Origin of the sequence: Neoroseomonas alkaliterrae (assembly GCF_014199195.1) — a bacterium.
GTDB classification, from domain to species: domain Bacteria; phylum Pseudomonadota; class Alphaproteobacteria; order Acetobacterales; family Acetobacteraceae; genus Neoroseomonas; species Neoroseomonas alkaliterrae.
The window spans coordinates 154,838-179,517 of the sequence record NZ_JACIJE010000009.1 but is presented as its reverse complement, the minus strand read 5'-3'; the positions used below and the strand labels follow the sequence as shown (position 1 = coordinate 179,517).

General features: G+C 72.3%; 21 protein-coding genes. 16 read left to right on the top strand and 5 right to left on the bottom strand.

Translation table 11 applies throughout. The features are described 5' to 3' along the window. The first annotated feature begins 137 nt into the window (after positions 1-137). The 14 genes from dusB (at position 138) to FHS88_RS15940 (ending at position 14,622) form a co-directional block, all read left to right on the top strand. The gene (dusB, locus tag FHS88_RS16005; protein WP_184486467.1) at positions 138-1,217 is read left to right on the top strand and encodes a tRNA dihydrouridine synthase DusB; all 1,080 of its coding nucleotides are present in this window, start codon (positions 138-140) and stop codon (positions 1,215-1,217) included. Beyond that, the gene (locus FHS88_RS16000; RefSeq protein ID WP_184486466.1) at positions 1,214-2,353 is read left to right on the top strand and encodes a two-component system sensor histidine kinase NtrB; all 1,140 of its coding nucleotides are present in this window, start codon (positions 1,214-1,216) and stop codon (positions 2,351-2,353) included. The genes dusB and FHS88_RS16000 overlap by 4 nt, the downstream gene beginning before the upstream one ends. Continuing rightward, complete coding sequence (gene ntrC, locus FHS88_RS15995; RefSeq protein WP_184486465.1) at positions 2,350-3,792, top strand: nitrogen regulation protein NR(I); 1,443 nt, start codon at positions 2,350-2,352, stop codon at positions 3,790-3,792. The genes FHS88_RS16000 and ntrC overlap by 4 nt, the downstream gene beginning before the upstream one ends. Before the next feature lie 18 nt (positions 3,793-3,810). Then, positions 3,811-6,132 carry a sensor histidine kinase NtrY-like gene (locus FHS88_RS15990; protein ID WP_184486464.1) on the top strand — a complete coding sequence of 774 codons (2,322 nt, stop codon included), beginning with the start codon at positions 3,811-3,813 and terminating at the stop codon, positions 6,130-6,132. Further along, on the top strand, positions 6,122-7,540 hold the full coding sequence (gene ntrX / locus FHS88_RS15985; protein ID WP_184486463.1) for a nitrogen assimilation response regulator NtrX: 1,419 nt from the start codon (positions 6,122-6,124) through the stop codon (positions 7,538-7,540). The genes FHS88_RS15990 and ntrX overlap by 11 nt, the downstream gene beginning before the upstream one ends. An 89-nt stretch (positions 7,541-7,629) precedes the next feature. Then, a complete protein-coding gene (locus FHS88_RS15980) occupies positions 7,630-8,502 on the top strand; it encodes a D-amino-acid transaminase (protein ID WP_184486462.1) in 873 nt (290 codons plus the stop codon). Then, a complete protein-coding gene (locus FHS88_RS15975; protein WP_184486461.1) occupies positions 8,499-8,915 on the top strand; it encodes an ester cyclase in 417 nt (138 codons plus the stop codon). The genes FHS88_RS15980 and FHS88_RS15975 overlap by 4 nt, the downstream gene beginning before the upstream one ends. Then, positions 8,912-9,562: an HAD hydrolase-like protein gene (locus FHS88_RS15970; RefSeq protein WP_184486460.1), complete on the top strand. Its 651-nt coding sequence runs from the start codon at positions 8,912-8,914 to the stop codon at positions 9,560-9,562. Before FHS88_RS15975 ends, FHS88_RS15970 begins: the two co-directional genes overlap by 4 nt. A gap of 92 nt (positions 9,563-9,654) precedes the next feature. Further along, positions 9,655-9,975 (top strand): RNA chaperone Hfq, encoded by a 321-nt coding sequence (gene hfq / locus FHS88_RS15965; protein ID WP_184486459.1) that lies wholly within the window; start codon positions 9,655-9,657, stop codon positions 9,973-9,975. Then, positions 9,959-11,278, top strand: coding sequence for a GTPase HflX (gene hflX / locus FHS88_RS15960; protein ID WP_184486501.1), 1,320 nt, complete (start codon positions 9,959-9,961; stop codon positions 11,276-11,278). The genes hfq and hflX overlap by 17 nt, the downstream gene beginning before the upstream one ends. Next, positions 11,275-12,102 carry an inositol monophosphatase family protein gene (locus FHS88_RS15955; protein WP_184486458.1) on the top strand — a complete coding sequence of 276 codons (828 nt, stop codon included), beginning with the start codon at positions 11,275-11,277 and terminating at the stop codon, positions 12,100-12,102. The genes hflX and FHS88_RS15955 overlap by 4 nt, the downstream gene beginning before the upstream one ends. Continuing rightward, positions 12,099-12,629, top strand: coding sequence for a transcription elongation factor GreB (greB, locus tag FHS88_RS15950; protein WP_184486457.1), 531 nt, complete (start codon positions 12,099-12,101; stop codon positions 12,627-12,629). The genes FHS88_RS15955 and greB overlap by 4 nt, the downstream gene beginning before the upstream one ends. A 165-nt stretch (positions 12,630-12,794) precedes the next feature. Further along, the gene (locus FHS88_RS15945) at positions 12,795-13,508 is read left to right on the top strand and encodes a PEP-CTERM sorting domain-containing protein (RefSeq protein WP_184486456.1); all 714 of its coding nucleotides are present in this window, start codon (positions 12,795-12,797) and stop codon (positions 13,506-13,508) included. A 163-nt stretch (positions 13,509-13,671) separates the two neighbouring features. Then, entirely contained in the window at positions 13,672-14,622 is a 951-nt protein-coding gene (locus tag FHS88_RS15940; RefSeq protein WP_184486455.1) for a pirin family protein, read from the top strand. Here the strand turns inward: FHS88_RS15940 and FHS88_RS15935 are convergent, their stop codons facing one another. Both FHS88_RS15935 and mazG read right to left on the bottom strand, forming a co-directional pair. Next, positions 14,623-15,567, bottom strand: coding sequence for a hypothetical protein (locus FHS88_RS15935; protein WP_184486454.1), 945 nt, complete (start codon positions 15,565-15,567; stop codon positions 14,623-14,625). Between the two features lie 6 nt (positions 15,568-15,573). Further along, positions 15,574-16,389, bottom strand: coding sequence for a nucleoside triphosphate pyrophosphohydrolase (gene mazG, locus FHS88_RS15930; protein ID WP_184486453.1), 816 nt, complete (start codon positions 16,387-16,389; stop codon positions 15,574-15,576). 134 nt (positions 16,390-16,523) lie between these two features. On the opposite strand from mazG, the gene FHS88_RS15925 reads away from it, so the two are divergent. Continuing rightward, positions 16,524-18,551 (top strand): molybdopterin-containing oxidoreductase family protein, encoded by a 2,028-nt coding sequence (locus tag FHS88_RS15925; protein WP_184486452.1) that lies wholly within the window; start codon positions 16,524-16,526, stop codon positions 18,549-18,551. 174 nt (positions 18,552-18,725) lie between these two features. Further along, positions 18,726-19,091 (top strand): hypothetical protein, encoded by a 366-nt coding sequence (locus FHS88_RS15920; RefSeq protein WP_184486451.1) that lies wholly within the window; start codon positions 18,726-18,728, stop codon positions 19,089-19,091. 143 nt (positions 19,092-19,234) lie between these two features. Here FHS88_RS15920 and dnaE read toward each other — a convergent pair whose 3' ends face one another. From dnaE to FHS88_RS15905, 3 genes are all read right to left on the bottom strand, one after another. Then, positions 19,235-22,693, bottom strand: a complete 3,459-nt coding sequence (dnaE, locus tag FHS88_RS15915; RefSeq protein WP_184486450.1) for a DNA polymerase III subunit alpha — start codon at positions 22,691-22,693, stop codon at positions 19,235-19,237. A 61-nt stretch (positions 22,694-22,754) separates the two neighbouring features. Further along, positions 22,755-23,435, bottom strand: coding sequence for an ABC transporter ATP-binding protein (locus tag FHS88_RS15910; RefSeq protein WP_184486449.1), 681 nt, complete (start codon positions 23,433-23,435; stop codon positions 22,755-22,757). Continuing rightward, positions 23,428-24,678, bottom strand: a complete 1,251-nt coding sequence (locus tag FHS88_RS15905) for a lipoprotein-releasing ABC transporter permease subunit (protein WP_184486500.1) — start codon at positions 24,676-24,678, stop codon at positions 23,428-23,430. The genes FHS88_RS15910 and FHS88_RS15905 overlap by 8 nt, the downstream gene beginning before the upstream one ends. Positions 24,679-24,680: the final 2 nt, after the last annotated feature.

Genomic DNA, 24,680 nt, shown 5'->3' with positions numbered 1-24,680 from the left:
AGACGGGCGGCGATAGCCCATCCGCCGCACTTGTCCAGGCCCCGGGAGGCTGCAGCGCGCGCCGCTGTCTGTTTCTTCGGCAATCGGGTGGCTCGGGCGTTGCGCGGGGCGACGCGCTCGCCTAGTTTGCCCAAATCATGAGCATCACCACCGGGGCGCCGCGCACGGCGCCGGGCCTTCCGCCGATCCGCCTGGGCGGCGCGGCGGATATCGCCACGCCTGTCATCCTCGCGCCCATGTCCGGCGTGACCGACCTGCCGTTCCGCCGCCTCGCGCGGCGGCTCGGCGCGCCGATGGTGGTCAGCGAGATGATCGCCTCCCAGGCCATGGTGCGCACCAACCGCCAGACGCTGAAGATGGCCGAGGTGGACGGCTTCGGCGGCCCGGCCTCGGTCCAGCTCGCCGGCTGCGACCCCGAGACCATGGCCGAGGCCGCGCGCCTGGTGGTGGATCGCGGCGCGGCCATCGTGGACATCAATTTCGGCTGCCCGGTGAAGAAGGTTGCGGTGGGGCAGAATGCCGGGAGCGCGCTGATGCGCGACGAGATCGCCGCCGCGCGCATCCTGGAGGCCACCGTGAAGGCCGTGCCGGTGCCGGTGACGCTCAAGATGCGCATGGGCTGGGACCACAACAGCCTCAACGCCCCGCGCCTTGCGCGCATCGCCGAGGAATGCGGGATCCGCATGGTCACCATCCATGGCCGCACCCGGCAGATGTTCTACACCGGCACCGCCGACTGGGACTTCATCCGCACGGTGAAGGAGGCGGTCGGCATCCCCGTCATCGCCAATGGCGACATCGTGACCGTGGAGGACGCCGAGGAGGCGCTGCGCCGCTCCGGCGCGGACGGCGTGATGATCGGCCGCGGCTGCTACGGCCGGCCCTGGTTCCCGGCCGTCATCGCCAGGCGGCTGCGGGGCGAGGCGGCGGAGGAGCCCCCTCTCGCCGAGCAGAAGGCGATCCTGCTCGACCACTACGAGGACATGCTCGCCCATCACGGGCGCGACCCGGGGGTGCGCCTCGCACGCAAGCATGTCGCCTGGTATTCCAAGGGCCTGCCGGGCTCGGCCGAGTTCCGCGTGCAGGTCAATCGCTGCGAGAGCCCCGAGGCGGTGCGCGCGCTCGTGCATGCCTTCTACGACCCGCTCATCGAACGCGGCGTGGAGGTGGTGCGCGAGGCCTTCCGCGCCGCCGGAGAGGAGCGCATCGCGGCATGAAGGAGGGCCTGCTGCGCCGGGCCGTGCGGCCCTCGGCCTGGAAGGCCCGGCCCCAGCCCGGCGGCGCGGCGATCCTCGCCGCCGTCCCGCTTCCCGTGGTCGTGCTGGACGGGCAGGACCGCTTCGTCTTCGCCAATGCCGCGGCCGAGCAGTTCTTCCAGACCTCCGTCGCCTCGCTCACGCATATGCGGCTCTCCGACCTGCTGCCGGAGGATGGCCGCCTCTTCGCCGTGATCGGCCAGGTGCGGCAGGCCGATGCGCCGGTCTCGGACCACGACCTCGCGCTCGAAAGCCCGCGCCTGTCGCGCCGGGGCGTCAGCGTGCATGGCGCGCCCATGCCCGACCTGCCCGGCGGTGTGGTGCTGACGCTGCAGGACGGCTCGACCGCGCAGATGCTCGACCGGCAACTGAACTTCCGCGGCGCGGCGCGCGGCGCCTCGGCCATGGCGGCGATGCTCGCGCACGAGGTGAAGAACCCGCTCTCGGGCATCCGCGGCGCGGCGCAACTGCTCGAGCAGAGCGCGGCGTCCGAGGGCGACAGGGAACTTTGCCAGCTCATCCAGGACGAGGCCGACCGCATCCGCGGCCTCGTGGACCGCTTCGACATGTTCTCCGAGCGGCCGGTGGAACTCGCCCCGGTCAACATCCACCAGGTGCTCGACCATGTGCGGCGGATCGCGGTCTCGGGCTTCGCCGCGCATCTGCGGGTGGTGGAGGAATATGACCCCTCCCTGCCGCCGGTCTGGGGGAACCGGGACCTGCTTGTGCAGATTCTGCTCAATCTGGTGAAGAATGCGGCAGAGGCTGTGGATCCGGTGGGCGGGGAGATCGTGCTCGCCACCGCCTATCACCACGGCGTGCGCATCGCCGTGCCCGGTTCGGCCGAGCGGGTCCACCTGCCGCTGCAGGTCAGCGTGCGCGACAACGGGCCGGGAATCGCCGAGGAAGTCCGCGGCACGCTTTTTGAACCCTTCGTCTCCACGAAGCGGGGGGGACAGGGGCTCGGCCTCGCGCTCGCGGCGAAGCTCGTCGCGGACCAGGGCGGCCTGATCGAATGCGACAGCCGCCCGGGCCGCACGGTGTTCCGCCTCTCGATGCCCGCCCCACCGCCGGGAAGCCTCGGGTCAGCGCAATGAACGAACCGCGTACCATCCTCATCGCCGACGACGACCGCGCCATCCGCACGGTGCTGAGCCAGGCGCTGGCGCGCTCGGGCTACCAGGTGCGCGCGACCTCCTCGGCCGCCACGCTCTGGCGCTGGGTCGAGGATGGGGAAGGGGATCTCGTGATCACCGACGTGGTGATGCCGGACGAGAACGGCCTCGACCTCGTGCCGCGCATCCGCCGCGTGCGGCCCGAGCTGCGCGTGGTGGTGATGAGCGCGCAATCCACCTTCGCCACCGCGGTCAAGGCGACCCAGCGCGGCGCCTTCGAATATCTGCCCAAGCCCTTCGACCTGAAGGAGCTTCTCGGCGTCGTCGAGCGCGCCCTCGCCGCCCCCGCCGAGCCCTCCGCCCCGGCCGAGGAGCCGGAGGCCGAGAGGCTGCCGCTGGTCGGCCGCAGCGCGGCGATGCAGGAGATCTACCGCACCGTCGCGCGGCTCACCACGACCGACCTGACGGTGATGATCACGGGCGAGAGCGGCACCGGCAAGGAACTGGTCGCGCGCGCCCTGCACGACTACGGCAAGCGCCGCAGCGGCCCCTTCGTCGCCATCAACATGGCCGCGATCCCGCGCGAGCTGATCGAGGCCGAGCTCTTCGGCCACGAGCGCGGCGCCTTCACCGGCGCGCTCAACCGCGGCATCGGCCGCTTCGAACAGGCCGCGGGTGGCACGCTGTTCCTCGACGAGATCGGCGACATGCCGCCCGAGGCGCAGACGCGCCTGCTGCGCGTGCTGCAGGAAGGGGAGTTCACCACCGTCGGCGGGCGGCAGGCGATCAAGGCGAATGTCCGCATCGTCGCGGCCACCCATCGCGACCTGCGGCAACTGATCCGCCAGGGCCTGTTCCGCGAGGACCTGTTCTATCGCCTCAACGTCGTGCCGATCCGCCTGCCCCCCTTGCGCGAGCGGATCGAGGACATCCCGCTGCTCGCCCGCCACTTCCTCGACCGCGCCCGTGCCTCGGGCCTGCCCGGCAAGCAGCTCAGCCCCGAGGCGATGGAGGCGCTCAAGGCCCATGCCTGGCCGGGCAATGCGCGCGAGCTCGAGAACCTGATGCGGCGCATGGCCGCGCTCTACCCGCAGGAGGTGATCGGCGGCGACGCCGTCGCGGCCGAACTGGCCGAGGCGGTGCAGCCCACCGGCCCGGACGGCCAGGTCCAGCCCGCCACCCTCGAGCAGGCGGTCGAGCGGCACCTGCAGGTCTTCATGGCGGCGCATCGCGACGGCATGCCCATCCGCGACCTCTATGACCGCGTGCTCGCCGAGGTGGAACGCCCGCTGCTTCGCCTCGCTCTCGGTGCTACAAGGGGCAACCAGATCAAGGCTGCCGCCATGCTCGGGCTGAACCGGAACACGCTGCGCAAGAAGATCCGTGAACTGGAGCTGCCCGTGGTGCGCGGCCTGAGTTGAGCATGCGAAGGCCCTGAGATGGCAGGGCTTTTCCGGCGCGCCGGGGTGCGGCCCGCGGCCCGCAGCCTCGCCGGCGCGGAGGCCGAGGGCTCGGGCGCCGCGCCCTCCCGGCTCGCGCGACTCGGCCAGGCGCTGCAGAGCGGCGCGGTCACCATCGCGCTGGCGCTCGTCGCCCTTGTTCTCGGTGTCGCGACCTTCATGGCGCTCTCGGGCGGCACGCCGCTCGGGCCGGCGAGCACGGGCGAGGTGGTCGGGATCATCCTCGCCAACCTCGCGGTGCTGCTGGTGCTCGCCGCCTCGCTCGCGGCGCGGGTGGTGCGGATGTGGGTGGAGCGGCGGCGCGGCTCGGCCGGCTCGCGGCTGCATGTGCGCCTCGTGCTGCTGTTCGGCATCGTCGCCGTGGTGCCGGCGATCCTGGTGGCGGGCTTCTCGGCGGTGTTCTTCAACCTCGGCATCCAGGCCTGGTTCAGCGACCGGGTGCGGGACACGCTGGAGGCCTCGCTGGTGGCCTCGCGCGCCTATCTCGAGGAGCACCGCAACACCATCCGCGCCGACATCCTGGCGATGGCGAACGACCTCAACCGCGCGGCGCCCATCCTGCTGCCCAATGACGGGCTCGGCTTCGCGCGGCTGCTCGCCACCCACACCGCGATCCGGGGCCTGACGGAATCCATCGTCTTCGAGCCGACGCTCGGCCAGGTGGTGGCCTCGGCGGGGCTGACCACGGGAACGGTGGTCGAGCCCCTCCCGTCCTGGGCGCTCGAATCGGTGCGGGCGGGGGAGGTGGCGGTGCTGCCGGGCGAGAGCGGGGAGGGGCGCGTGCGGGCCGTCGTCGCGCTCAACATCCCGCCCGGGCTGATGCTGATGATCGCCCGCCCGGTGGACCCCGGCGTGCTCGAGCACATGCGCCGGACGGAACTGGCCTTCCAGGAATACGACCGGCTGGACCGCAACCAGGGCGACCTGCAGATCACCTTCGTGCTGATCTTCGGCATCGCGACGCTGCTCGTGCTGATGGCGGCGGTGCTGCTGGGCCTGCTGATCGCCAACCGCATCGCCGGGCCGATCTCGCGCCTGATCACCGCGGCAGAGCGGGTGCGGTCGGGCGACCTCTCGACCCGCGTGCAGGAAGGCCAGGCGGATGACGAGGTCGCCTCCCTCTCGCGCGCCTTCAACCGCATGACGAGCCAGCTCAGCGCGCAGCGCGGCGAGCTGATGGAGGCCTACCGCCAGATCGACGAGCGCCGGCGCTTCACCGAGACGGTGCTCGCGGGCGTCTCGGCGGGCGTCATCGGCCTCGATGCCGAGGGGCGGGTGAACCTGCCCAACCGCTCGGCCTCCGCGCTTCTGGGCGTGGACCTGGATGCCGCGATCGGCCTGCCGCTCGCGGGCGTGGCGCCGGAATTCGCCGCGTTGCTGGAAGCCGCGCGCGCCGCGCCGGAGAAGCCTCAGACGGCCGAGATCCGCTCCGGCCCGCCCTCGGCGCGGCGGACCTTCATCGCGCGGCTCGGCGCCGAGATGCAGGGCGGGCGCGTCGAAGGCTACGTGCTGACCTTCGACGACGTGACGGAACTCGTCTCGGCCCAGCGCAAGGCGGCCTGGGCGGACGTGGCGCGCCGCATCGCGCACGAGATCAAGAACCCGCTGACGCCGATCCAACTCAGCGCGGAACGGCTCAAGCGCCGCTACCTGCGCCAGATCAGCGAGGACCCCGAGACCTTCACGCAATGCACCGACACCATCGTGCGCCAGGTCGGCGACATCGGGCGGATGGTGGACGAGTTCTCCGCCTTCGCGCGCATGCCCCAACCCGTCATCCGCCCCGAGGACGCCAACCAGATCCTGCGCGAGGCGCTGGTGCTGCAGCGCGACGCGCATCCCGAGATCGCCTACGAGACGCATTTCGCCGACCCGCCGCCCATCGTCGCCTGCGACCGGCGCTCGATCGGCCAGGCGCTGACGAACCTGCTGCAGAACGCCGCCGATGCCATCGCCATGCGCGCCGCCGAGCGGGCGGGGCGGATCGTCGCGCGGGTCGAATCGGACGGGGCGGAAGTTCGTTTCGTCGTCGAGGATGACGGAGTCGGGCTGCCCGGCGAGGAGGACCGGGACCGGCTGACCGAGCCCTATGTCACTCACAAGCCAAAGGGAACCGGTCTCGGCCTTGCCATCGTCAAGAAGATCATGGAGGACCATGGTGGAAGGCTGTCCCTGGAGGACCGGCAGGAGGCGCCCGGCGCGCGGGTCGCCCTGATCCTGCCGGCCCGCGCCCCGGGGACGGAGCCGGCGGCGGAGGCGTCCCGGGCGGGGGAGGGAGCGAAGGTCGCGCATGGCGCATGAGATCCTGATCGTCGACGACGAGCCCGACATCCGCACGCTCATCGAGGGCATCCTCTCGGACGAGGGCTACGAGACGCGGCAGGCGCACAACGCGGACACCGCGATCGCGGCGTTCCGGCAGCGCCGGCCCTCCCTCGTGATCCTCGACATCTGGCTGCAGAACTCCCGCCTCGACGGGCTCGGCATCCTGCAGGCGCTGCATGTGGAGGAGCCGCAGGTGCCGGTCGTCATGATCTCCGGCCACGGCACGATCGAGACGGCGGTGCAGGCGATCCAGCAGGGCGCCTACGACTTCATCGAGAAGCCCTTCAAGTCCGACCGGCTGCTGCTGGTGGTGGCGCGCGCGCTGGAAGCCGCGCGCCTGAAGCGCGAGGTGAGCGAACTGAAGCTGCGTGCGGGTGCCGAGACCGAGCTGGTCGGCGCCTCCTCCGCGCTCGGCCAGTTGCGCCAGGCGATCGAGAAGGTCGCGCCGACCGGCTCGCGCGTGCTGATCACGGGCCCCGCGGGCGCGGGCAAGGAGGTGGCGGCGCGCATGATCCATGCGCGGTCCCGCCGCGCCGACGGGCCGTTCCTGGTGCTGAACTGCGCCACGCTCAACCCCGCCCGCTTCGAGGAGGAGCTCTTCGGCGTCGAGGCCGGCCCCGACCCGCTCGCCCAGCCGCGCCGCGCAGGGGTGCTCGAGCGCGCCCATGGCGGCACGCTGCTGCTCGACGAGGTGGCGGACATGCCGCTCGAGACCCAGGGCAAGATCGTGCGCGCGCTGCAGGAGCAGGGCTTCGAGCGCGTGGGCGGCGGCACGCGGGTGAAGGTGGATGTGCGGGTGCTCTCGACCACCAACCGCGACCTCGCCGCCGAGATCGCCGCCGGCCGCTTCCGCGAGGATCTGTTCTACCGCCTCGCCGTCGTGCCGCTGCGCGTGCCCGCGCTGCGCGAGCGGCGCGAGGACGTGCCCCCGCTCGCCCGCCACTTCATGCGCCGCGCGGCCGAGACCACCGGCGTCGCGGCGCGCGAACTCTCCGAGGACGCGCTCGCCGCCATGCAGGCCTATGACTGGCCGGGCAATGTGCGCGAGCTGCGCAACCTGATCGACTGGCTGCTGATCATGGCCCCCGGCGACGCGAAGGAGCCGATCCGGCCCGACATGCTGCCGCCGCAGGTCGGCGCCGCCGCGCCGGCGGTGCTGAAGCTCGACCGCAGTTCCGAGATCATGACCCTGCCGCTGCGCGAGGCGCGGGAATTGTTCGAACGCCAGTATCTCGAGGCGCAGCTCCTGCGCTTCGGCGGCAACATCTCCCGCACCGCGAACTTCGTCGGCATGGAGCGCAGCGCGCTGCACCGCAAGCTCAAGTTCCTCGGCGTGCAGGCCGAGGACCGCGCCAGCCCGCCGGGCACCGTCGGCAACGCCTGAGGCGCGCACGATCGCGTGACCCGGCGGCTTCCGCGCGCCGCGGCCGCGTTCTAACCTCCGCCCGCCCATCGCCGGAGTGCCGCCCGCCCATGTCCCGCATCGCCTATGTCAACGGCCGCTACCTGCCGCAGCCCGAGGCGGCGGTGAACATCGAGGACCGCGGCTACCAGTTCGGCGACGGCATCTACGAGGTCGTCCACCTCCATGACGGGCGCTTCATCGACGAGGAACTGCATCTCGACCGGCTGGAACGCTCGCTGCGCGAGATCCGCCTGCCGATGCCGATGGCGCGCGCGGCGCTGCGCCTCGTGCTGCGGGAGGTGGCGCGGCGCAACCGCGTGACCGAGGGCCTGCTCTACATGCAGGTCACGCGCGGCGTCGCGCGGCGCGACCACGCCTTTCCGGCGCATCCCGTCCCGCCCGCGCTGGTGGTCACCATCAAGCGCATCCCGCCCTATCCGACCGATGTGGACCGCTGGGCTGCCGCGGCGATCACCCAGCCGGACCTGCGCTGGGCGCGCTGCGACATCAAGACCGTGAACCTGCTGCCGAACTGCCTCGCCCGCCAGGCCGCGCGCGAGCAGGGGGCGATCGAGGCGGTGCTCTACGAGCCGGACACCGGGATGGTGACCGAGGGAGCGGCGACCTCCTTCTGGATCGTGGACGAGCACGGAAGCATCCGCGTCCGCCACCTCGACCACGCGATCCTGCCCGGCTGCACCCGCGCGGCCCTGATCGAGGAACTGAAGCAGGCCGGCATTCCCTTCGAGGTGCGGGCATTCTCCCTCGAGGAGATGCGCCGCGCGCGGGAGGCCTTCATCACCTCCGCGACCTCCTTCGTGAAGCCGATCGTGCGCATCGACGGCCAGCCCGTGGGCGACGGCACGGTGGGCCCCGTCGTGCGCCGGCTCTTCGAGATCTTCGCCCGTCACGTGAAGGGCGGGCTGAAGAACGCAGCATGAGCGCGGCACTCGAGGCCAACCGCGCCACGGTTCGCGCCTTCTACGCGGATCTGTGGGAAAGGGGCGACCTCGGCTGCCTGCCCGCGCTGATGCACGAGGATGTCGGCTTCCAGGGCACCTTCGGCCAGGTGATGCGGGGCCGGGAGGCCTTCGCCGCCTATGTCCGCAGCGTGCGCGGCGCCTTCAGCGCCTATCGCTGTGAACTGCGCGACCTGCTGGCCGAGGAGGAGCGTGTGGCCGCCCGCGTCGGCTTCTCCGGCCAGCACGATGCCGGCCCGTTCCTCGACGTGCCGCCGACCGGGCGGCGCCTCGCCTGGGAAGGCGTCGGCTTCTTCACGCTCGAGGAGGCGCGCATCCGCCACCTCTGGGTGATGGGCGACATGCTCGGGCTGATGGGGCAGCTGAGGCCGTGAGCCGGCCCGCGGCCATCCTGTGGGACTGGGACAACACGCTGGTGGACGGCTGGGCGGCCATCGAGGCCGGGCTGAACGCCACCTTCCGCGCCTTCGCCATGGCGGAATGGGACCGCGCGACGGTGCTTGCGCGCGTGCGCGGATCGCTGCGGGACACATTCCCCGCGATGTTCGGCGCGGAATGGGAACGCGCGCGGGACATCTTCTATGCCGAGGTGCGCCGCCACCACCTCGCCGTGCTGGCGCCGATGCCGGGTGCGGTGGCGGCGATCCGCGCCGCGGGCGGCATCGCCCCGCAGGCCGTCGTCTCGAACAAGCAGGGCCCGCTGCTGCGGGCGGAGGCCGAGCACCTCGGCTGGAGCGGGCATTTCGGCGCTCTGGTGGGGGCGGGCGATGCGGCGCGCGACAAGCCGGATGCGGCGCCGCTGCTGATGGCGCTGGAGCGGCTCGGCGTGCCGGCCTCGCCCGCGGTCTGGTATGTCGGCGACACCGCGCTCGACATGCAGGCCGCGCGGGCGGCGGGCTGCCGCGCCGTGCTGCTTGGTGATGCCGCCCATGACGGCGGCGTGACGGCCGCGGCGCCCGATGCCGTCTTCGCGGATGGCCATGCGCTGCAGGCGCATCTGCTCGGGCTTGCAAAGGGCTGAGCGGCGAGGGACACTCCGCGCGCCGGTGGCCGGAAATGGTTTTCGCCGGTCCGCCCCTGGTCGGTGACCAGCAAGAACAGAGGACCGGTCCCATGGCCGCAGAGAAGTCCCAGAACGTGCAGGACGTGTTCCTGAACCACGTTCGCAAATCCAAGACCCCGGTGACGATCTTCCTGGTGAACGGCGTGAAGCTGCAGGGAATCATCACCTGGTTCGACAATTTCTCGGTGCTGCTCCGCCGGGACGGGCACACGCAGCTCGTCTACAAGCACGCCATCAGCACCGTGATGCCGGGCGCGCCCATCATGCTGTTCGACGCCACCGCCCAGGCGGGCGCGCAGCAGGCCGCCGCCCCGGCCTCCGAGACCCGCATGACCCTGACCCGCGAGGTGGCCCCTGGCGGCGGGAGCTGACTCGCCGGGCGGCCAGCCGACCCGCGCGGCCGTCATCCTGCCCTTCGAGAAGCCGAACCGGCTCGCCATCGGCGATGCCGGCGGCCAGCGCGCGGCCGAGGCGCGGCTGGCCGAGGCGGTGGGCCTTGCCGCCTCGATCGGCGTCGCGGTGGTCCATTCCGCCGTGCATCCCTTGCGCGAGCGCCGGCCGGCCACGTTGCTCGGCGAGGGCCAGGTCGAGATCATCGGCCGCGCGCTGAAGGAGCAGCAGGTCGGCCTCGTCGTCGTGGATGCGGCGCTGAGCCCGGTCCAGCAGCGCAACCTCGAGAAGGCCTGGGGCTGCAAGGTCATCGACCGCACCGGCCTGATCCTCGAGATCTTCGGCGAGCGGGCGCGCACCAGGGAAGGCGCGCTGCAGGTCGAGCTCGCGCATCTCGAATACCAGCGCACGCGGCTGGTGCGCTCCTGGACCCACCTCGAACGCCAGCGCGGCGGCTTCGGCTTCCTCGGCGGGCCGGGCGAGTCGCAGATCGAGATCGACCGCCGCCTGATCAGCGAGCGCATCGTCAAGCTGAAGCGGGAACTCGCGCAGGTGCGCCGGACCCGCGGGCTGCACCGTTCCGCCCGCGCCCGCGTGCCCTATCCCGTGGTCGCGCTGGTGGGCTACACGAATGCCGGCAAGTCCACGCTGTTCAACGCGCTGACCGGCGCCGGGGTCTATGCCCAGGACCAGCTCTTCGCGACGCTCGACCCCACCATGCGCGCGATCCGGCTGCCCTCGGGGCGGACCTGCATCCTCTCCGACACGGTGGGCTTCATCTCCGACCTGCCGACGCAGCTCGTCGAGGCCTTCCGCGCGACGCTCGAAGAGGTGGCGGCGGCGGATGTCATCCTGCATGTGCGCGACATCGCCCACCCCGACAGCGCGGCGCAGCGCGCCGACGTCCTCGCCGTGATGGCGGAGATGGCCGAGGGGCCGCATGCGAGCCTCGACGAAGGCTGGCAGGACCGGGTGCTGGAGGTGCTCAACAAGGCCGACCTCCTCGGCGGGATCGAGCAGGTCGCGCGCCGCGTGCCGGGGGCGGTGCCGGTCTCGGCGCTGACCGGGGAGGGGCTCGACGAGCTGCGCCGGGCCATCGACGCGCGGCTTTCGGCCGGGATGGAGACGATCGAGGTGACGGTGTCGACGACCGACGGGGCGGGCCTCGCCTGGCTCTACCAGCACGGCGAGGTGCTTTCGCGCCGTGACCGCGAGGACGGGATCAGCCTGACGGTCCGCCTCTCGCCCGCCGACCGGGCGCGCTTCGAGGGGCGCGGGGCATGATCGGCGCGGCGCGGGCGGCCGAGGTCGCCTCCCTGCTGCGCGAGGCGGCGCGCGCCGAGATCCTGCCGCGCTTCCGCCGGCTGGCGCAGGGGGCGGTGCGGGCGAAGACCGGGCCGCTCGACCTCGTGACCGATGCCGACGAGGCCGCCGAGCGCGTCATCGAGGCGGGGCTCGCGCGGCTCTTTCCCGGCTGCGCCGTGATCGGGGAGGAGGCGGCGGCGGCGGATGAGCGCGTGCTCGACCGCCTCGCCGGCGCAGACCTCGCCTTCGTGGTGGACCCGGTGGACGGGACGGCGAATTTCGCTTCCGGCACGCCGCTCTTCGGGGCCATGGCCGCGGCGGTGGTGCGCGGCGAGGTGGCCGCGGCCTGGATCCACGACCCGCTCGGCGACGACACCGCCATCGCGCTGCGCGGGGAAGGGGCCTGGATCGCCGACGGTCAGGGCCGCCACATGGCCGATCTGCACGTGGCCGCGCCGGCGCCCGTGGAGCGCATGATCGCCGCCATTTCCTGGACCTATCTGCGCGAGCCGATGCGCTCGCAGGTCGCCTCGCGCCTCGCGCGCTTCGCCGGGGTGGTGGGCTTCCGTTGCTCGGCCCACGAATACCGGCTGACGGCGGGCGGGCATGCCCATGTGCAATTCTACAACCGGCTGATGCCCTGGGATCACCTGCCCGGCTGGCTGCTGCACCGCGAGGCGGGCGGCTATGCCGCGCGATTCGACGGCAGCGCCTACACGCCGCAGCATCGCGACGGCGGGCTGATCTGCGCCCCCGACCGCGCCTGCTGGGAGGCGGTGCGCGCCACCCTCCTCGACCCGTGAGCGCCGAGGGTGAGGATGAGGGGGAGGACGGGCCGCCCGGCCTGCCCCCCGGCACGCCCTTCTACATGACGCCCGCGGGCGCGGCCGCGCTGCGCGAGGAACTGCGCGCGCTGTGGGAGGAGGAGCGCCCGAAGGTGGTCGAGGTGGTGGCCTGGGCCGCGAGCCTCGGCGACCGGTCCGAGAATGCGGACTACCAGTACGGCAAGCGGCGCCTGCGGCAGATCGACGCCCGCGTCCGCTTCCTGCGCAAGCGGCTCGAACGCGTGCAGGTGGTGGACCCGGCGGCGCAAGAGCGGCGCGACCAGGTGTTCTTCGGCGCCACGGTGACCTTTGCGCGCCTCGCCGACGATGCCGAGGTGACGATCCGCATCGTCGGGGTGGACGAGGCGGATGCGGAGAAGGGGGATGTCTCCTGGGTGGCGCCGGTGGCGCGCGCGCTGCTCGGCGCGCGGGTGGGGGATGTGCGGAAGATCCGCACCCCCGGCGGCGTGGAGGAGGTGGAGGTGGTGGCGATCCGCTACCCCTGAGCGGGGGCGCGGGCTGCCCGGGCGCCTGCGTCGGCGTTCTTTTCAACCCGGGCGGGTGGCGCGGCGGGTGGCGGCATAACCCATTGAGCGAAGGCTGTTTTCAGACTGGCATCCGCCTTGCAAGACAATCGCTCAGATCCGTTACGCCGCACTGGAGACACCCCCATGTCCCTCCGCAAGGCCCTTTTCGCCGCTTCCGCCCTTCTCGGGCTTGCCTTCGCCGCCCCGGCCACCCAGGCCTCGACCGTCGGCACCATCCCGGGCGGAGCGACGGCCAACAACCAGGTGATCGCCCCGCTGCCGAAGATCGAGGGCTGGTACGGCGCGAATCTCTACCTCATCGGCGGGCCGTCGCAGATCACCGCGACGCTGATCGGCTACGAGGCGGGCTGGACGAACTCCTTTGTCTGGAACGGCACCCCGATCCTGACCGGCGGCGGCGGCACGTCCGGCACGCTCGGCAGCCCGATCGGCACGAGCGTCACGATCAACAACGTGCTGTCGGGCCTCCTGCCCTTCATGTTCGACACCAACGGCGGCGGCAATCCGACCTTCGCGGCGAATGGCGACGTCGTGAACGGGGCGAACGTCCTGCCGAACAACAACCTCGGCAATTTCTTCGTCACGCTCGGCAACTGCACGGCCCTGTCCTGCATCGACACCACCATCAACGGCATCACCGCCTCGAGCGGCACGGTGGCGTGGCTGTTCTTCGACGACCTCGGCGCCGGGCCGGACGACAACCATGACGACCTCGTGATCCGCCTGGAGATCACCGGCGGCTCCGTCAGAGTGCCGGCGCCGGCCTCCATTGCCCTGCTGGGCATGGGCCTGCTCGGGCTGGGCGCGGTCGTGCGCCGCCGCCGCGCGGCGGCCTGAAGGCGGTCCTGCCGCGCCGACCCGCGCGGCGCCGGAACGGGGGGAGAAGTGGGGCGGTCCGCCGGCGCGGGCCGCCCCTTTCGCGTGCGCGCCTGCAGGCGGCGGGGATGGCGGCCGGGCGGGGGCGTCCCCATCCTCATGGGACCACGGCCGGGAGCGCGCCATGTCCACCCTCGACGAAGCCGAGCCATCCTGCCCCGCGCCGCCCCCGGGCCTCGAGCATGTCATCATCCCCCGCGCCCACGACGTCGGCGGTTTCGAGGTGCGCCGGGCCTTGCCCGCGCGCGAGCGGCAGATGGTCGGCCCCTTCATCTTCTTCGACCAGATGGGGCCGGGCGAGTTCCTGACCGGGCAGGGGCTCGATGTCCGCCCGCACCCGCATATCGGCCTCTCGACCGTCACCTACCTGTTCGAAGGAGAGATCCTGCATCGCGACAGCCTGGGCAGTGCCCAGCCGATCCGCCCGGGCGAGCTGAACTGGATGACCGCGGGGCGCGGCATCGTCCATTCCGAGCGCACCGACCCCGCGCAGCGCGACCGGGCGCAGCGCATGTTCGGCATCCAGTCCTGGGTGGCGCTGCCCCGCGAGGCGGAGGAAACCGCCCCGGCCTTCGCCCATCACGGCGCCGGCGCGCTGCCCTTCGTCGAGGACCAGGGGCTCAGACTGCGCCTGATCGCCGGGGAGGGCTGGGGCCTGCGCGCGCCGGCCGCCGTCTCCTCGCCGCTGTTCTACGCCGATGCGCTGCTCGCGCCGGGGGCGCGGCTGCCGCTGCCCTCGGGGCATGAGGAGCGGGGCGCCTACCTCGTGCAGGGCAGCGCGGAGGTGGCCGGCACCTGGTTCGAGGCCGGCCGGATGCTGGTCTTCCGCGCCGGGGATTCGCTCGCGCTCACCGCCGGGCCGCAGGGGGCGCGGCTGCTGATGCTGGGCGGGGCGGTGATGGACGGGCCGCGCTACCTCTACTGGAACTTCGTCGCTTCCTCCCGCGAGCGGCTCGAACAGGCCAAGGAAGACTGGAAGGCCGGGCGCTTCGGCCGCGTGCCGGGGGACGAGGCCGAATTCATCCCCCTGCCCGAAGGGCGCGTGACGGTGCGGGCCGGGATCCGCCCGGCCTGATCAGCGCCAGCCGAGCGTGAAGACCGCCGTCTGGTCCGGGCCGTTGCGCTGGCAGCGCGCGGTGGTGAAGGGCGCGCGCGGCGCGTTCACCGCCCGCACCGCCGCGGCGAAGGGGCTGCAGGCGAGGCGCGCGGCGAGCTGGCGCTCGGTCTCGGCGCGGCCGGGGATGTCCGCCGGCCAGGCCTCGCGCAGCAGGTGCGCCGCCTCTCCGGCATGGCCGGCATAGATCAGGCAGGCGGCGAGGCGCGCGGCCTCGACCCCCGGATGGGGCTGGTCCGCCGGGCGGCGCCAGTCCCGCGCGCGCAGGGCGGCGATGGCGGCATCGAGATCGGGGTAACGGGCGATCCTCTCCTCGGGCGGGGGCAGGTCGTCGGGCGCGGCCATCTCGGCGCAGGCGGTGCCGAGCGCCTCCGCGACCGGGCGGCGCATGGCGGCAAGGTCCGGCTCCAGCGCCCGGCCGTTCCAGCGGAAGGGGATGGTCGGGTGCAGGTCGGCGGCGAGGCTGGCCGGCGCCTCCCAGAAATCGAAGGCCGCATCGGCGAGGCGGATGCCCGCGGCCCCGGGCGGCGTCAGGCGCAAGACGGCCGGCTCCCGCTTGCCGAGCGGCAGGGAGGCGATATGCGCGAGGCCGCCCGGACCCCGCCGGAAGAGATGGAGGGTCCAGCAGCAATAGGCGCCACCCGACCAGCCCGTGATGCCGATGGCGGTCTGCCCGTCACCGATCGGGACGGGGGTGCCCTCGCTGAACAGTGTGAAGCGCTGGTCCCGGGCCTGCCAGACCGTGCGGCCCTCGCGGCGCAGGCGCAGGGCCTCGCCCTGGCCCTGCGGGGCGGCGACGACACGGCCGGCCGGCCCTTCGTCCAGCAGGGTGCGGCGGGGCTGGGCGGATGCCTCATGCACCGAGAAGAATTGCAGGATCAGCACAAACAGGATCGCAGCGCGCATCATCTTTCAACGGCTCCGCTGTTCGAGGCGCTTGGCCTCCTGCCAGATCGCCTCCATGCGATCGAGCGTCGCGTCGGCCGGCGAGGATCCTTCACGTCGAAGGGTTTCCTCGATGTGGCGGAAGCGGCGCTCGAACTTCCGGTTCGCCCCGCGCAGGCAATCCTCGGGGTCGAGATCGAGCTTGCGGGCGAGGTTGGCCAGCACGAAAAGCAGGTCACCGACCTCGTCGCGCAATGCTGCAGGATCAGCGGTTTCCGGGGTGCGCCTGAGTTCCTTGCGGAGTTCCAGCGCCTCCTCCTCGAGCTTGTCGAGCACGGCGGCGGCGTCCGGCCAGTCGAAGCCGACGCGGGCGGCGCGGCGGGTCAGTTTCGCCGCCCGCGTCAGGGCCGGCAGGCCGGCTGGGATGCCGGCGAGCGTGCCTGCCTCGGCGCGGTCGCGGCGCTCGGCCTCCTTCTGCGCCTCCCAGGCCTGGACCTGCTGGGCCGTGTCCCGCGCCGCGGCATCGCCGAAGACATGCGGATGGCGGCTGACCATCTTCTCCGAGATGGCCTGCGCGACGTCGGCGAAGGCGAACCAGCCGCGCTCCTCGGCCATGCGGGCGTGATAGACGACCTGGAAAAGCAGGTCCCCGAGCTCGTCCTTCAGCGCGGCGGGGGAGCCGCGGGCGATGGCGTCCTCGACCTCGTAGGCCTCCTCGATCGTGTAGGGGGCGATGGTCGGGAAATCCTGTTCCCGGTCCCAGGGGCAGCCGGTCTCGGGGTGGCGCAGCGCCGCCATGATGGCGAGCAGGCGGGTCAGCGCGGCTTCGGGCTCCTGCGGCATCACGTCTCCGGGGGCGAGGATGGCGGAGTCCTCGCGCGGCGGGCGGCGGCAGGCAAGCCCCCGGGGGACGGTTGCCAGGGCGGTGGAGCGGGCTGAGACTGCCCGCGTCGCGCCCGCCGAGGAACCCGCCCCCGATGCCCAAGACCCGCGTCGTCTGCGGCCATGACTGCCCGGACATGTGTTCCCTGATCGTCGAGACCGAGGGCGACCGCATCATCCGCATCCAGGGCGACCCGGAGGAGGCCTACACCGCCGGTTTCGCCTGCGCGAAGGTCAACCGGGACATGGAGGTGGTGCATTCGCCCGACCGGCTGCGGACACCGCTGCGCCGCACCGGGCCGAAGGGCGCCGGGCGGTTCGAGCCCATCACCTGGGACGCCGCGCTGGACGAGATCACCTCCCGCTGGAAGGCCATCATGGCCGAGAGCGGGCCGGAGGCGATCCTCGGCTATGCCTATTCCGCCCATCAGGGCCAGATGAACCGGCGGCTGGTGGCCGGGCTGTTCCACGCTCTCGGCACCTCGCGCCTGATGGCCGGCACGGTCTGCGACACCTGCTGCGAGACGGCCTGGGACCTGACGCTCGGCCCGGTCGGCGGCACCGATCCGCAGAGCGTGGTCCATTCCGACCTCGTCATCGCCTGGGGCTGCGACCTGATGGCGGTGAACGTCCATTTCTGGGCGCTGCTGGAAAAGGTGCGCAAGCGCGGCGTGCCCCTGGTGGTGATCGACCCCCGCCGCAGCCAGACCGCGGCGCGGGCGGATTGGCACCTGCCCATCCGCATCGGCACCGACGCCGCGCTGGCCTGCGGCATCGCGCATATCCTGCTGCGCGACGGGCTGCTGGACCGCGACTACATCGCCGCCCATACCCTTGGTTTCGAACGATGGGCGGCGGAGGTGCTGCCCGGCTTCCCGCCGGCGCGGGTGGCTGCCATCACCGGCCTGCCCGAGGCCGATATCGAGCGGCTGGCCGCGATGTACGGGGCGGCGCGCACCTCGCTGATCCGGCTGGGCGAGGGCATGACGCGGCTCGCCCGCGGCGGGCAGGCGCTGCGGGCGGTGGCGACCCTGCCGGCCCTGACAGGCGCCTATGGGCGGGAAGGGGGCGGGGCGCTGCTGCTGGCCGCCGCCTCGATGGACTTCCAGTTCGGCTTCGTGGGCAAGCCCTCGGGCCCGGCCTCGGCGCGGACGGTGAACCACCTGGCGCTGGGCGAGGCGCTCGAGGAGATGCGCGACCCGCCGATCCGGGCGCTCTTCATCGCCGCCAACAACCCGGCGGTGACCAACCCGGACGTGAACCGGCTGCGCCGGGCACTGGCGCGGGAGGACCTCTTCACCGTGGTCCACGACCCCTTCATGACCGACACGGCGCGCTATGCCGACATCGTGCTTCCGGCCGCCACCTATCTGGAAACTGAGGATTTCTACCGCTCCTACGGCTCCTACCGGATGCAATACGCGCCGGCGGCGGTGGCGCCGCAGCACGAGGCCTGGTCGAACTTCCGCCTGGCGCAGGAGCTGGGCCGCCGGATGGGGCTGACCGACCCCGCCTTCCACCTCGGCCCGCGCGAGATCGTGCCGCATTTCTTCAAGGGCGCGACGGGCATCATCGCCGGCGTGGACCCGGCCGAGGTCTTCGCCGGGCCGGTGAAGGTGAGCCCGCCCCCGGCGCAGGCGTTTCGCACGCCGTCGGGCCGGCTCGAGATCCATTCCGAGGCGCTGGCCAGCCAGGGCGTGCCCCCCATGCCGGTCTGGGAGGAGGATCCCATCGAGGCCGCGGCGGCCGCCCGCTGGCCGCTGCGTCTGCTGACCGCGCCGGGCTACTTCCAGGCCCACACGGCGTATGCCGCCTCGCCCTTCCTGCGGAAGCGGGAAGGGGAGCCCTGCGCCATTCTGCACCCGGAGGAGGCGGCGCGCCGGGGCCTGACGGACGGGCAGCGGGTGAGATTGTTCAACGATCTCGGGGAGGTGGGGCTGGTTCTGAAGATCAGCGACGAGGTGCGGCCGGGGGTGGTGCTCGTGCCCGGCCAGCGCCCGGACGGGGAGGCGGTTGCCGGGACCATCAACATGCTCTGCGACATGCGGCGGACGGATATCGGGGAGGGGGCCTGCTACCAATCCACCTTCCTCGACGTGGCACCCTGGCGGGAGGCGGCGTGATGAGGGGCCGGCGCATCGCCTGTAGCCCCTAGTTGGGCCATGCTCGGGTGGACCCCGAGAGCGCCGATGCGGCCCCGCGCCGCCGCCGGGACCATCGCGCTTGCGCGAGCGCAAGGCTGCGGAACCGACGGCAGGATAGGGAATGCGTCACTCCACGGAAGCAAGGAGGGTCGAATGAATCGACGTGTATTCCTCTCCCTCGCCGCTGTCTCCCTGCCGGGACTTGCCCTTGCCCAGCCGGCGACGACGCCGCCCTGGCGCGGCTCCGGCCCGCCTCGCACGGCCGAGGAGCGGGCCGCCCGCCATCGCTGGCTGGAGGAGAACTGGGACACGCTGCCGCCCGAGGAGCGGCGCCGGGTCGAGGATCGCTTCCGGCGCGGCATGGGTCCGCAAGGCCCGGCCCCTGAGGAGATGCGCCGCCGGTGGGATTCGATGTCGCCGGGCCAGCGCCGCGAGCTGATGGGGCCGATGCATCGCCGAGGCCCCGGGCCGCACGGCTATCGCACTCGGCCGCCAGCACCCGCCGGCAGCCAGAACTGACGGCTGGCAGGCGCGGCCGCCCCCAGGGGCCCGCCGCTGACGCTCGCGGCGCATGGCTGATTCGGAGCACCGGCGGCAAAGGGGGCGGTGGAGATTGCCGCATAAGGTATATTATGGAAAATACGGCTGGCGCGGGGTGAGGCTCAGATCTCCTCCACCGCCGACACCCCGGGCACCACCTTCATCGCCTGCATGACCTTCGGGCCGACATTGAAGCCGCCGGGCAGCGCCACCTCCACCTCCTGGCCCGGCCCCGTGCGCGGGACCAGCACCACCCGGCCCCGGCCGCGGCCCTCCCGCGCCAGGATGGCGCGGATCGGATCCACCGCCGCCACCTCGTCCAGCCAGAGCCTGATCCCGCCCCCCACGCCCGAGGCCGCCTTCTCGAGGCTCTCCACCTCGCTCGCCGTCAGGCGCAGCGCCTCGCCCTCCATCCGCGCATCGGCGGTCACCAGCACGGCCTGGCCCTCGGCGAGCAGATCCCGGGACCGGTTCAGCACCTCGGCGAAGCAGGTCACCTCGTAGGAGCCCTGGGCGTCGGACAGCCGCACCCAGGCCATGCGGCTGCCGGTCTTGGTCGTCCGCTCCTTCGCATTGACCACCGTGCCCGCGAGTTTCAGCCGCGCCGAGCCCGCCCGCGCGCGCTCCGCGATCTGCGCGGATGGGGTGACGCCCAGGCGATGAAGCGCCCTCCGATAGGTGTCGAGCGGATGCGCCGAGAGATGGAAGCCGACCGCCTCGGCCTCATGGGCCAGCCGTTCCAGCAGCGGCCAGTCGGGGATCTCGGGCAGCCGCAGGGGCTCGTTTCGTTGCGAATCCGCCCCGAAAAGGCCGATCTGGCCGGACTCGCGCTCCTCCGCGCTGGCCTGGGCGCGGCGCAGGATCGTCTCGGCCCCGGCCATCACCTTCGCCCGGTTCTTCTCCAGCGCCTCGAATGCACCGGCGCGGGCGAGGTTCTCGAGCTGCATCTTGTTCAGCAGCTTCGGGTCCACCCGCGCGGCGAAATCGGCCAGGGAGGCGAAGGGCGCCTCGCCGCGCGCGGCCACGAGGTCGCGCATCGCCTGTTCGCCCACGCGCTTGACGGCGGCGAGCGCGAAGCGGATCGCCTCCTTGCCCTCGGGCGTCTTCTCGACGCGGAACTCGGCGCCGGAGCGGTTGATGTCGGGCGGCAGGACCGGGATGCCGAGGCGCGCGGCCTCCTGCATGTGCCCGGCGAGCTTGTCCGTGTTGGAGAGGTCGAGCGTCATGGAGGCCGCGAGGAAGGCGACCGGATGGTTCGCCTTCAGCCAGGCCGTCTGGTAGCTGACCAGCGCATAGGCCGCGGCGTGGGATTTGTTGAAGCCGTAATCGGCGAAGCGCTCCATCAGGTCGAAGATCTCGGCCGCCTTGGCCGGCTCGATCCCGCGCTTCTCGGCGCCTTCGCAGAAGATGGCGCGCTGCTTGACCATCTCCTCGCGGATCTTCTTGCCCATCGCGCGCCGCAGCAGGTCCGCCCCCCCGAGGCTGTAGCCCGCGAGTTCCTGCGCGATCTGCATCACCTGCTCCTGGTAGACCATGATGCCGTAGGTCTCGGCCAGGATGTGGTGGATCGCCGGATGCGGCGCCGCCCAGGGCTCGCCAGCCTTGCGCGCACAATAGGCGGGGATGTTGGCCATGGGCCCCGGGCGGTAGAGTGCGACTGCCGCCACAAGATCCTCGAAGCGGGAGGCGCGCATCTGCCTCAGGCAGTCACGCATCCCCTGCCCTTCGAACTGGAACACGCCCGCCGAATCGCCCTTGGCGAGCATGGCGTAGGTCTTGGCGTCGTCGAGCGGGATGGCCGCAATGTCGATATGCGTGCCCTGCGCGCGCAGGATCGCGAGCGCGCGCTCGATCACCGTCAGCGTCTTGAGGCCGAGGAAGTCGAACTTCACGAGCGACGCGGCCTCGGCGTACTTCATCGAGTACTGCGTCACCAGCATGTCCGAGCGCGGGTCGCGGTAGAGCGGGACCGTCTCGATCAGCGGCTTGCGCCCGATCACCACGCCCGCCGCATGGGTCGAGGCGTTGCGGTAGAGCCCCTCGACCTGGCCCGCGATCTCGAGCAGGCGGGCCACCTGCTCGTCGGAATCCCGCATCTCCTTCAGCCGCGGCTCGCCCTCGATCGCCTGGGCGAGCGTCACGGGCTTGGCCGGGTTGAAGGGGATCAGCGAGGCGATCTTGTCCACCTGGCCGTAGGGCATGCCGAGCACGCGCCCCACGTCGCGCACCGCCGCCTTGGCCTGCAGCTTGCCGAAGGTGATGATCTGCGCGACCCGGTCGGCGCCGTATTCGCGCACCACGTAGCGGATCACCTCGTCGCGCCGGTCCTGGCAGAAGTCGATGTCGAAATCCGGCATCGAGACGCGCTCGGGGTTCAGGAAACGCTCGAAGAGCAGGCCGAAGCGCAGCGGGTCGAGGTCGGTGATCTGCAACGCCCAGGCCGCGACCGAACCCGCGCCCGAACCGCGCCCCGGCCCCACCGGAATGGGCGGCGTCTGCGCCTTGGCCCATTGGATGAAGTCCGCGACGATCAGGAAGTAGCCCGAGAAGCCCATCGTCTCGATGACGCCGAGTTCGTAGTCGAGCCGGTCGCGATAGACCTTCCGCTGCGCCTCGTCCGGCGGCGGCTGCATGGCATCGAGCCGCCGCTCCAGCCCCTCGATGGCCATGGCGCGCACTGTCTCGGCCTCGGTCTTGCCGGGCTGCACCTTCGGGCAGATGGGCAGTTCGGGCTTCCGCTCCTCCGCCATGACGGCGCAGAGGCGCGCGATGGCGAGCGTGTTGTCGCAGGCATCGGGCAGGTCGCGGAACAGCGCGCGCATCGCCGCGGCGGGCTTGAACCAGTGTTCGGGCGTGACGCGCCGGCGGTCGCGCTCGGCCATGGTGCGCCCCTCGGCGATGCAGAGCAGGGCGTCATGCGCCTCGTGCATCTCGGGCCTGGCGAAATAGACGTCGTTGGCCGCGACGATGGGCAGGCGCGCCTGCTTCGCAAGGCCGAGCAGCCCGCTCTCGATGGCGGGTTCCTGCGGCAGGCCGTGGCGGTGCAGCTCCACGGCCAGCCGGTCCGGGAAGGCCTCGCGCAGCGCGTCGAGGATGCGCGCGGCGGCATCGCGCCGCCCCTCCCCGAGCAGCCGCGCGACCGGGCCGAGAGTGCCGCCGGTCAGGAGGAACAGCCCCTCGGCATGCTCGCGCAGCAGGTCGAGCGTGACGGCCGGACGGCCCGAGGGGTCGTCGCGCAGGTAGCCCTTCGAGGAGAGCTTCTGCAGGTTGTCGAGCCCGGCCGCATCCATGGCGAGCGCGACCAGCGGATCGGGGTTCTGGCGCGCTGCCTCCGGGCGGTCGGGATCGGCCTCGGCGCGGGTGAGGAACAGCCGGCAGCCCATGATCGGCTGCACGCCCTTCTTCGCGCAGGCGCCGGCGAATTCGAGCGCGCCGAACATGTTGGCGCTGTCGGTCAGCGCGACCGCGGGCATGCCCTCCTCGGCGGCGAGGCTCGCGAGCTTGTCGGCCTTGATCGCGCCCTCGCTCAGCGAATAGGCCGAATGGACATGGAGGTGGACGAAGGCGGCAGGCTCGGTCATGGGCGACTCGCGCGGCAGTATTCCAGGCTAGCGGAGCGGGGCGCGGGGCGGAACGCGCGGCTCAGGCCGGGACCACCCTGCCCTCGCGCAGCGTCACGATGCGGTCCATCCGCCGCGCCAGATCGGGGTTGTGGGTCGCCACCAGCGCGGCGACACCGTGCCCGCGCACCTCGTCGAGCAGTTCGGCGAAGACGCGCTCCGAGGTGCCGACATCGAGGTTCCCCGTCGGCTCGTCCGCAAGCAGGATGCGCGGGCGGTTGGCCAGCGCGCGGGCGATCGCGACGCGCTGCTGCTCCCCGCCCGAGAGCTTGCCGGGCCGGTGCCCCTCCCGGCCCGAGAGGCCGAAGGCGGCCAGCAGATCGCGCGCGCGCGCCCTGGCCGCGCCGCGCGCAACGCCTGCGGCCATCTGCGGCAGGGCGATGTTCTCCTCGGCGGTGAACTCGGGCAGCAGATGGTGGAACTGGTAGACGAAGCCGATGGTCGCGCGGCGGATCGCCGTGCGCGCGTCATCGGCCAGGGTGCCCGCGGCGCGGCCTTCCACGAACACCTCCCCGCCATCGGGGCGTTCGAGCAGCCCGGCGAGGTGCAGCAGCGTGGACTTGCCGGTGCCGGAAGGGGCGACGAGCGCGACGATCTCCCCGGCGGAGAGCGTCAGGTCGGCGCCGCGCAGCACGGGCAACTCGCCCGCGCCGCTGCGGTAGCGGCGCTCCACGCCGGCGAGGCGGAGCGGCGGTTCACTCATCGCGCAGGGCCTCCACGGGGTCGAGGCGCGCGGCGCGCCAGGAGGGATAGAGCGTGGCGAGCAGCGACAGGCCGAGGGAGAGCGCGGCCACCTGCGCGACCTCCCACGGGTCCACCACCGCGGGGATGCGGGTGAGGAAGTAGATCTCGGGATCGAAGACGGCGGTGCCGGTGGCGCGCATCAGCGCCTGGCGGATCGCCTCGATATTCGCGCAGAAGAGCAGGCCGAGCACGAGCCCGGCCGCCGTGCCGAGCCCGCCGATCGCAGCACCGCAGAGCAGGAAGATCCGCATCACCGCCCCCCTGCCCGCCCCCATGGTGCGCAGGATGGCGATGTCCCGCCCCTTGTCCTTCACCAGCATGATGAGGGAGGAGATGATGTTGAAGGCGGCGACGAGGATGATCAGCGTCAGGATCAGGAACATCACGTTCCGCTGCACCTGCACGATCTGGAAGAAGCCGCTGTTGGCATCCTGCCAGTCGAGCAGCGCGATGCGGCGGTCCGAAAGCGCCGAGCGGATGGCCTCCGCCGCGGCGAAGGAGGCATCGGGGTCGCGCAGATGGACCTCGATCTGGCTGACCGCGCCGGGCTGGCGGAAGAACAGCTGCGCGGCGGGCAGCGGCATGAAGACGAAGCCGCCGTCATAGTCCTGCATGCCCACCTCGAAGACGGCCACCACGCGATAGGCGCGCAGGCGCGGCACGGTGCCGAAGACCGTGACCCGGCCCTCGGGCGAGACCACGGTCACACGGTCCCCGACGCCGACATCGAGGCGGCGGGCCAGCACCGTGCCGATGGCGATGGCGTCCTCGCCCTCGAAATCCGCGAGGCTGCCGGCGCGGATGTTGCCCGCGACCATGGGCCGGGCGCGCAGATCCGCGGGCGCGATCCCGCGCACGAGGCCGCCGGCCGAGGCGCCGGCATCGGTGGTGAGCAGCACCTGGCCTTCCAGCACCGGCACCGCCTGCGCGACCATGGGCAGGGCGCGGATGCGCGCGGCGGCCTCGGCATAGCCGCGCATCGGCCCCTCGCCCGACACGATGCCGAGATGGCCGTTCAGGCCGAGGATGCGCGCCTGCATCTCCTGTCTGAAGCCGCCCATCACCGCGAGCACGACGATGAGCGTGCCGACACCGAGCGCGATGCCCGCGAGCGAGAAGGCGGCGATGAGGGAGACGGCGCGCTCGCCCCGCCCCGCGCGCAGGTAGCGCGCGGCGATGCTGCGCTCGAAGGCGCTGAACACGC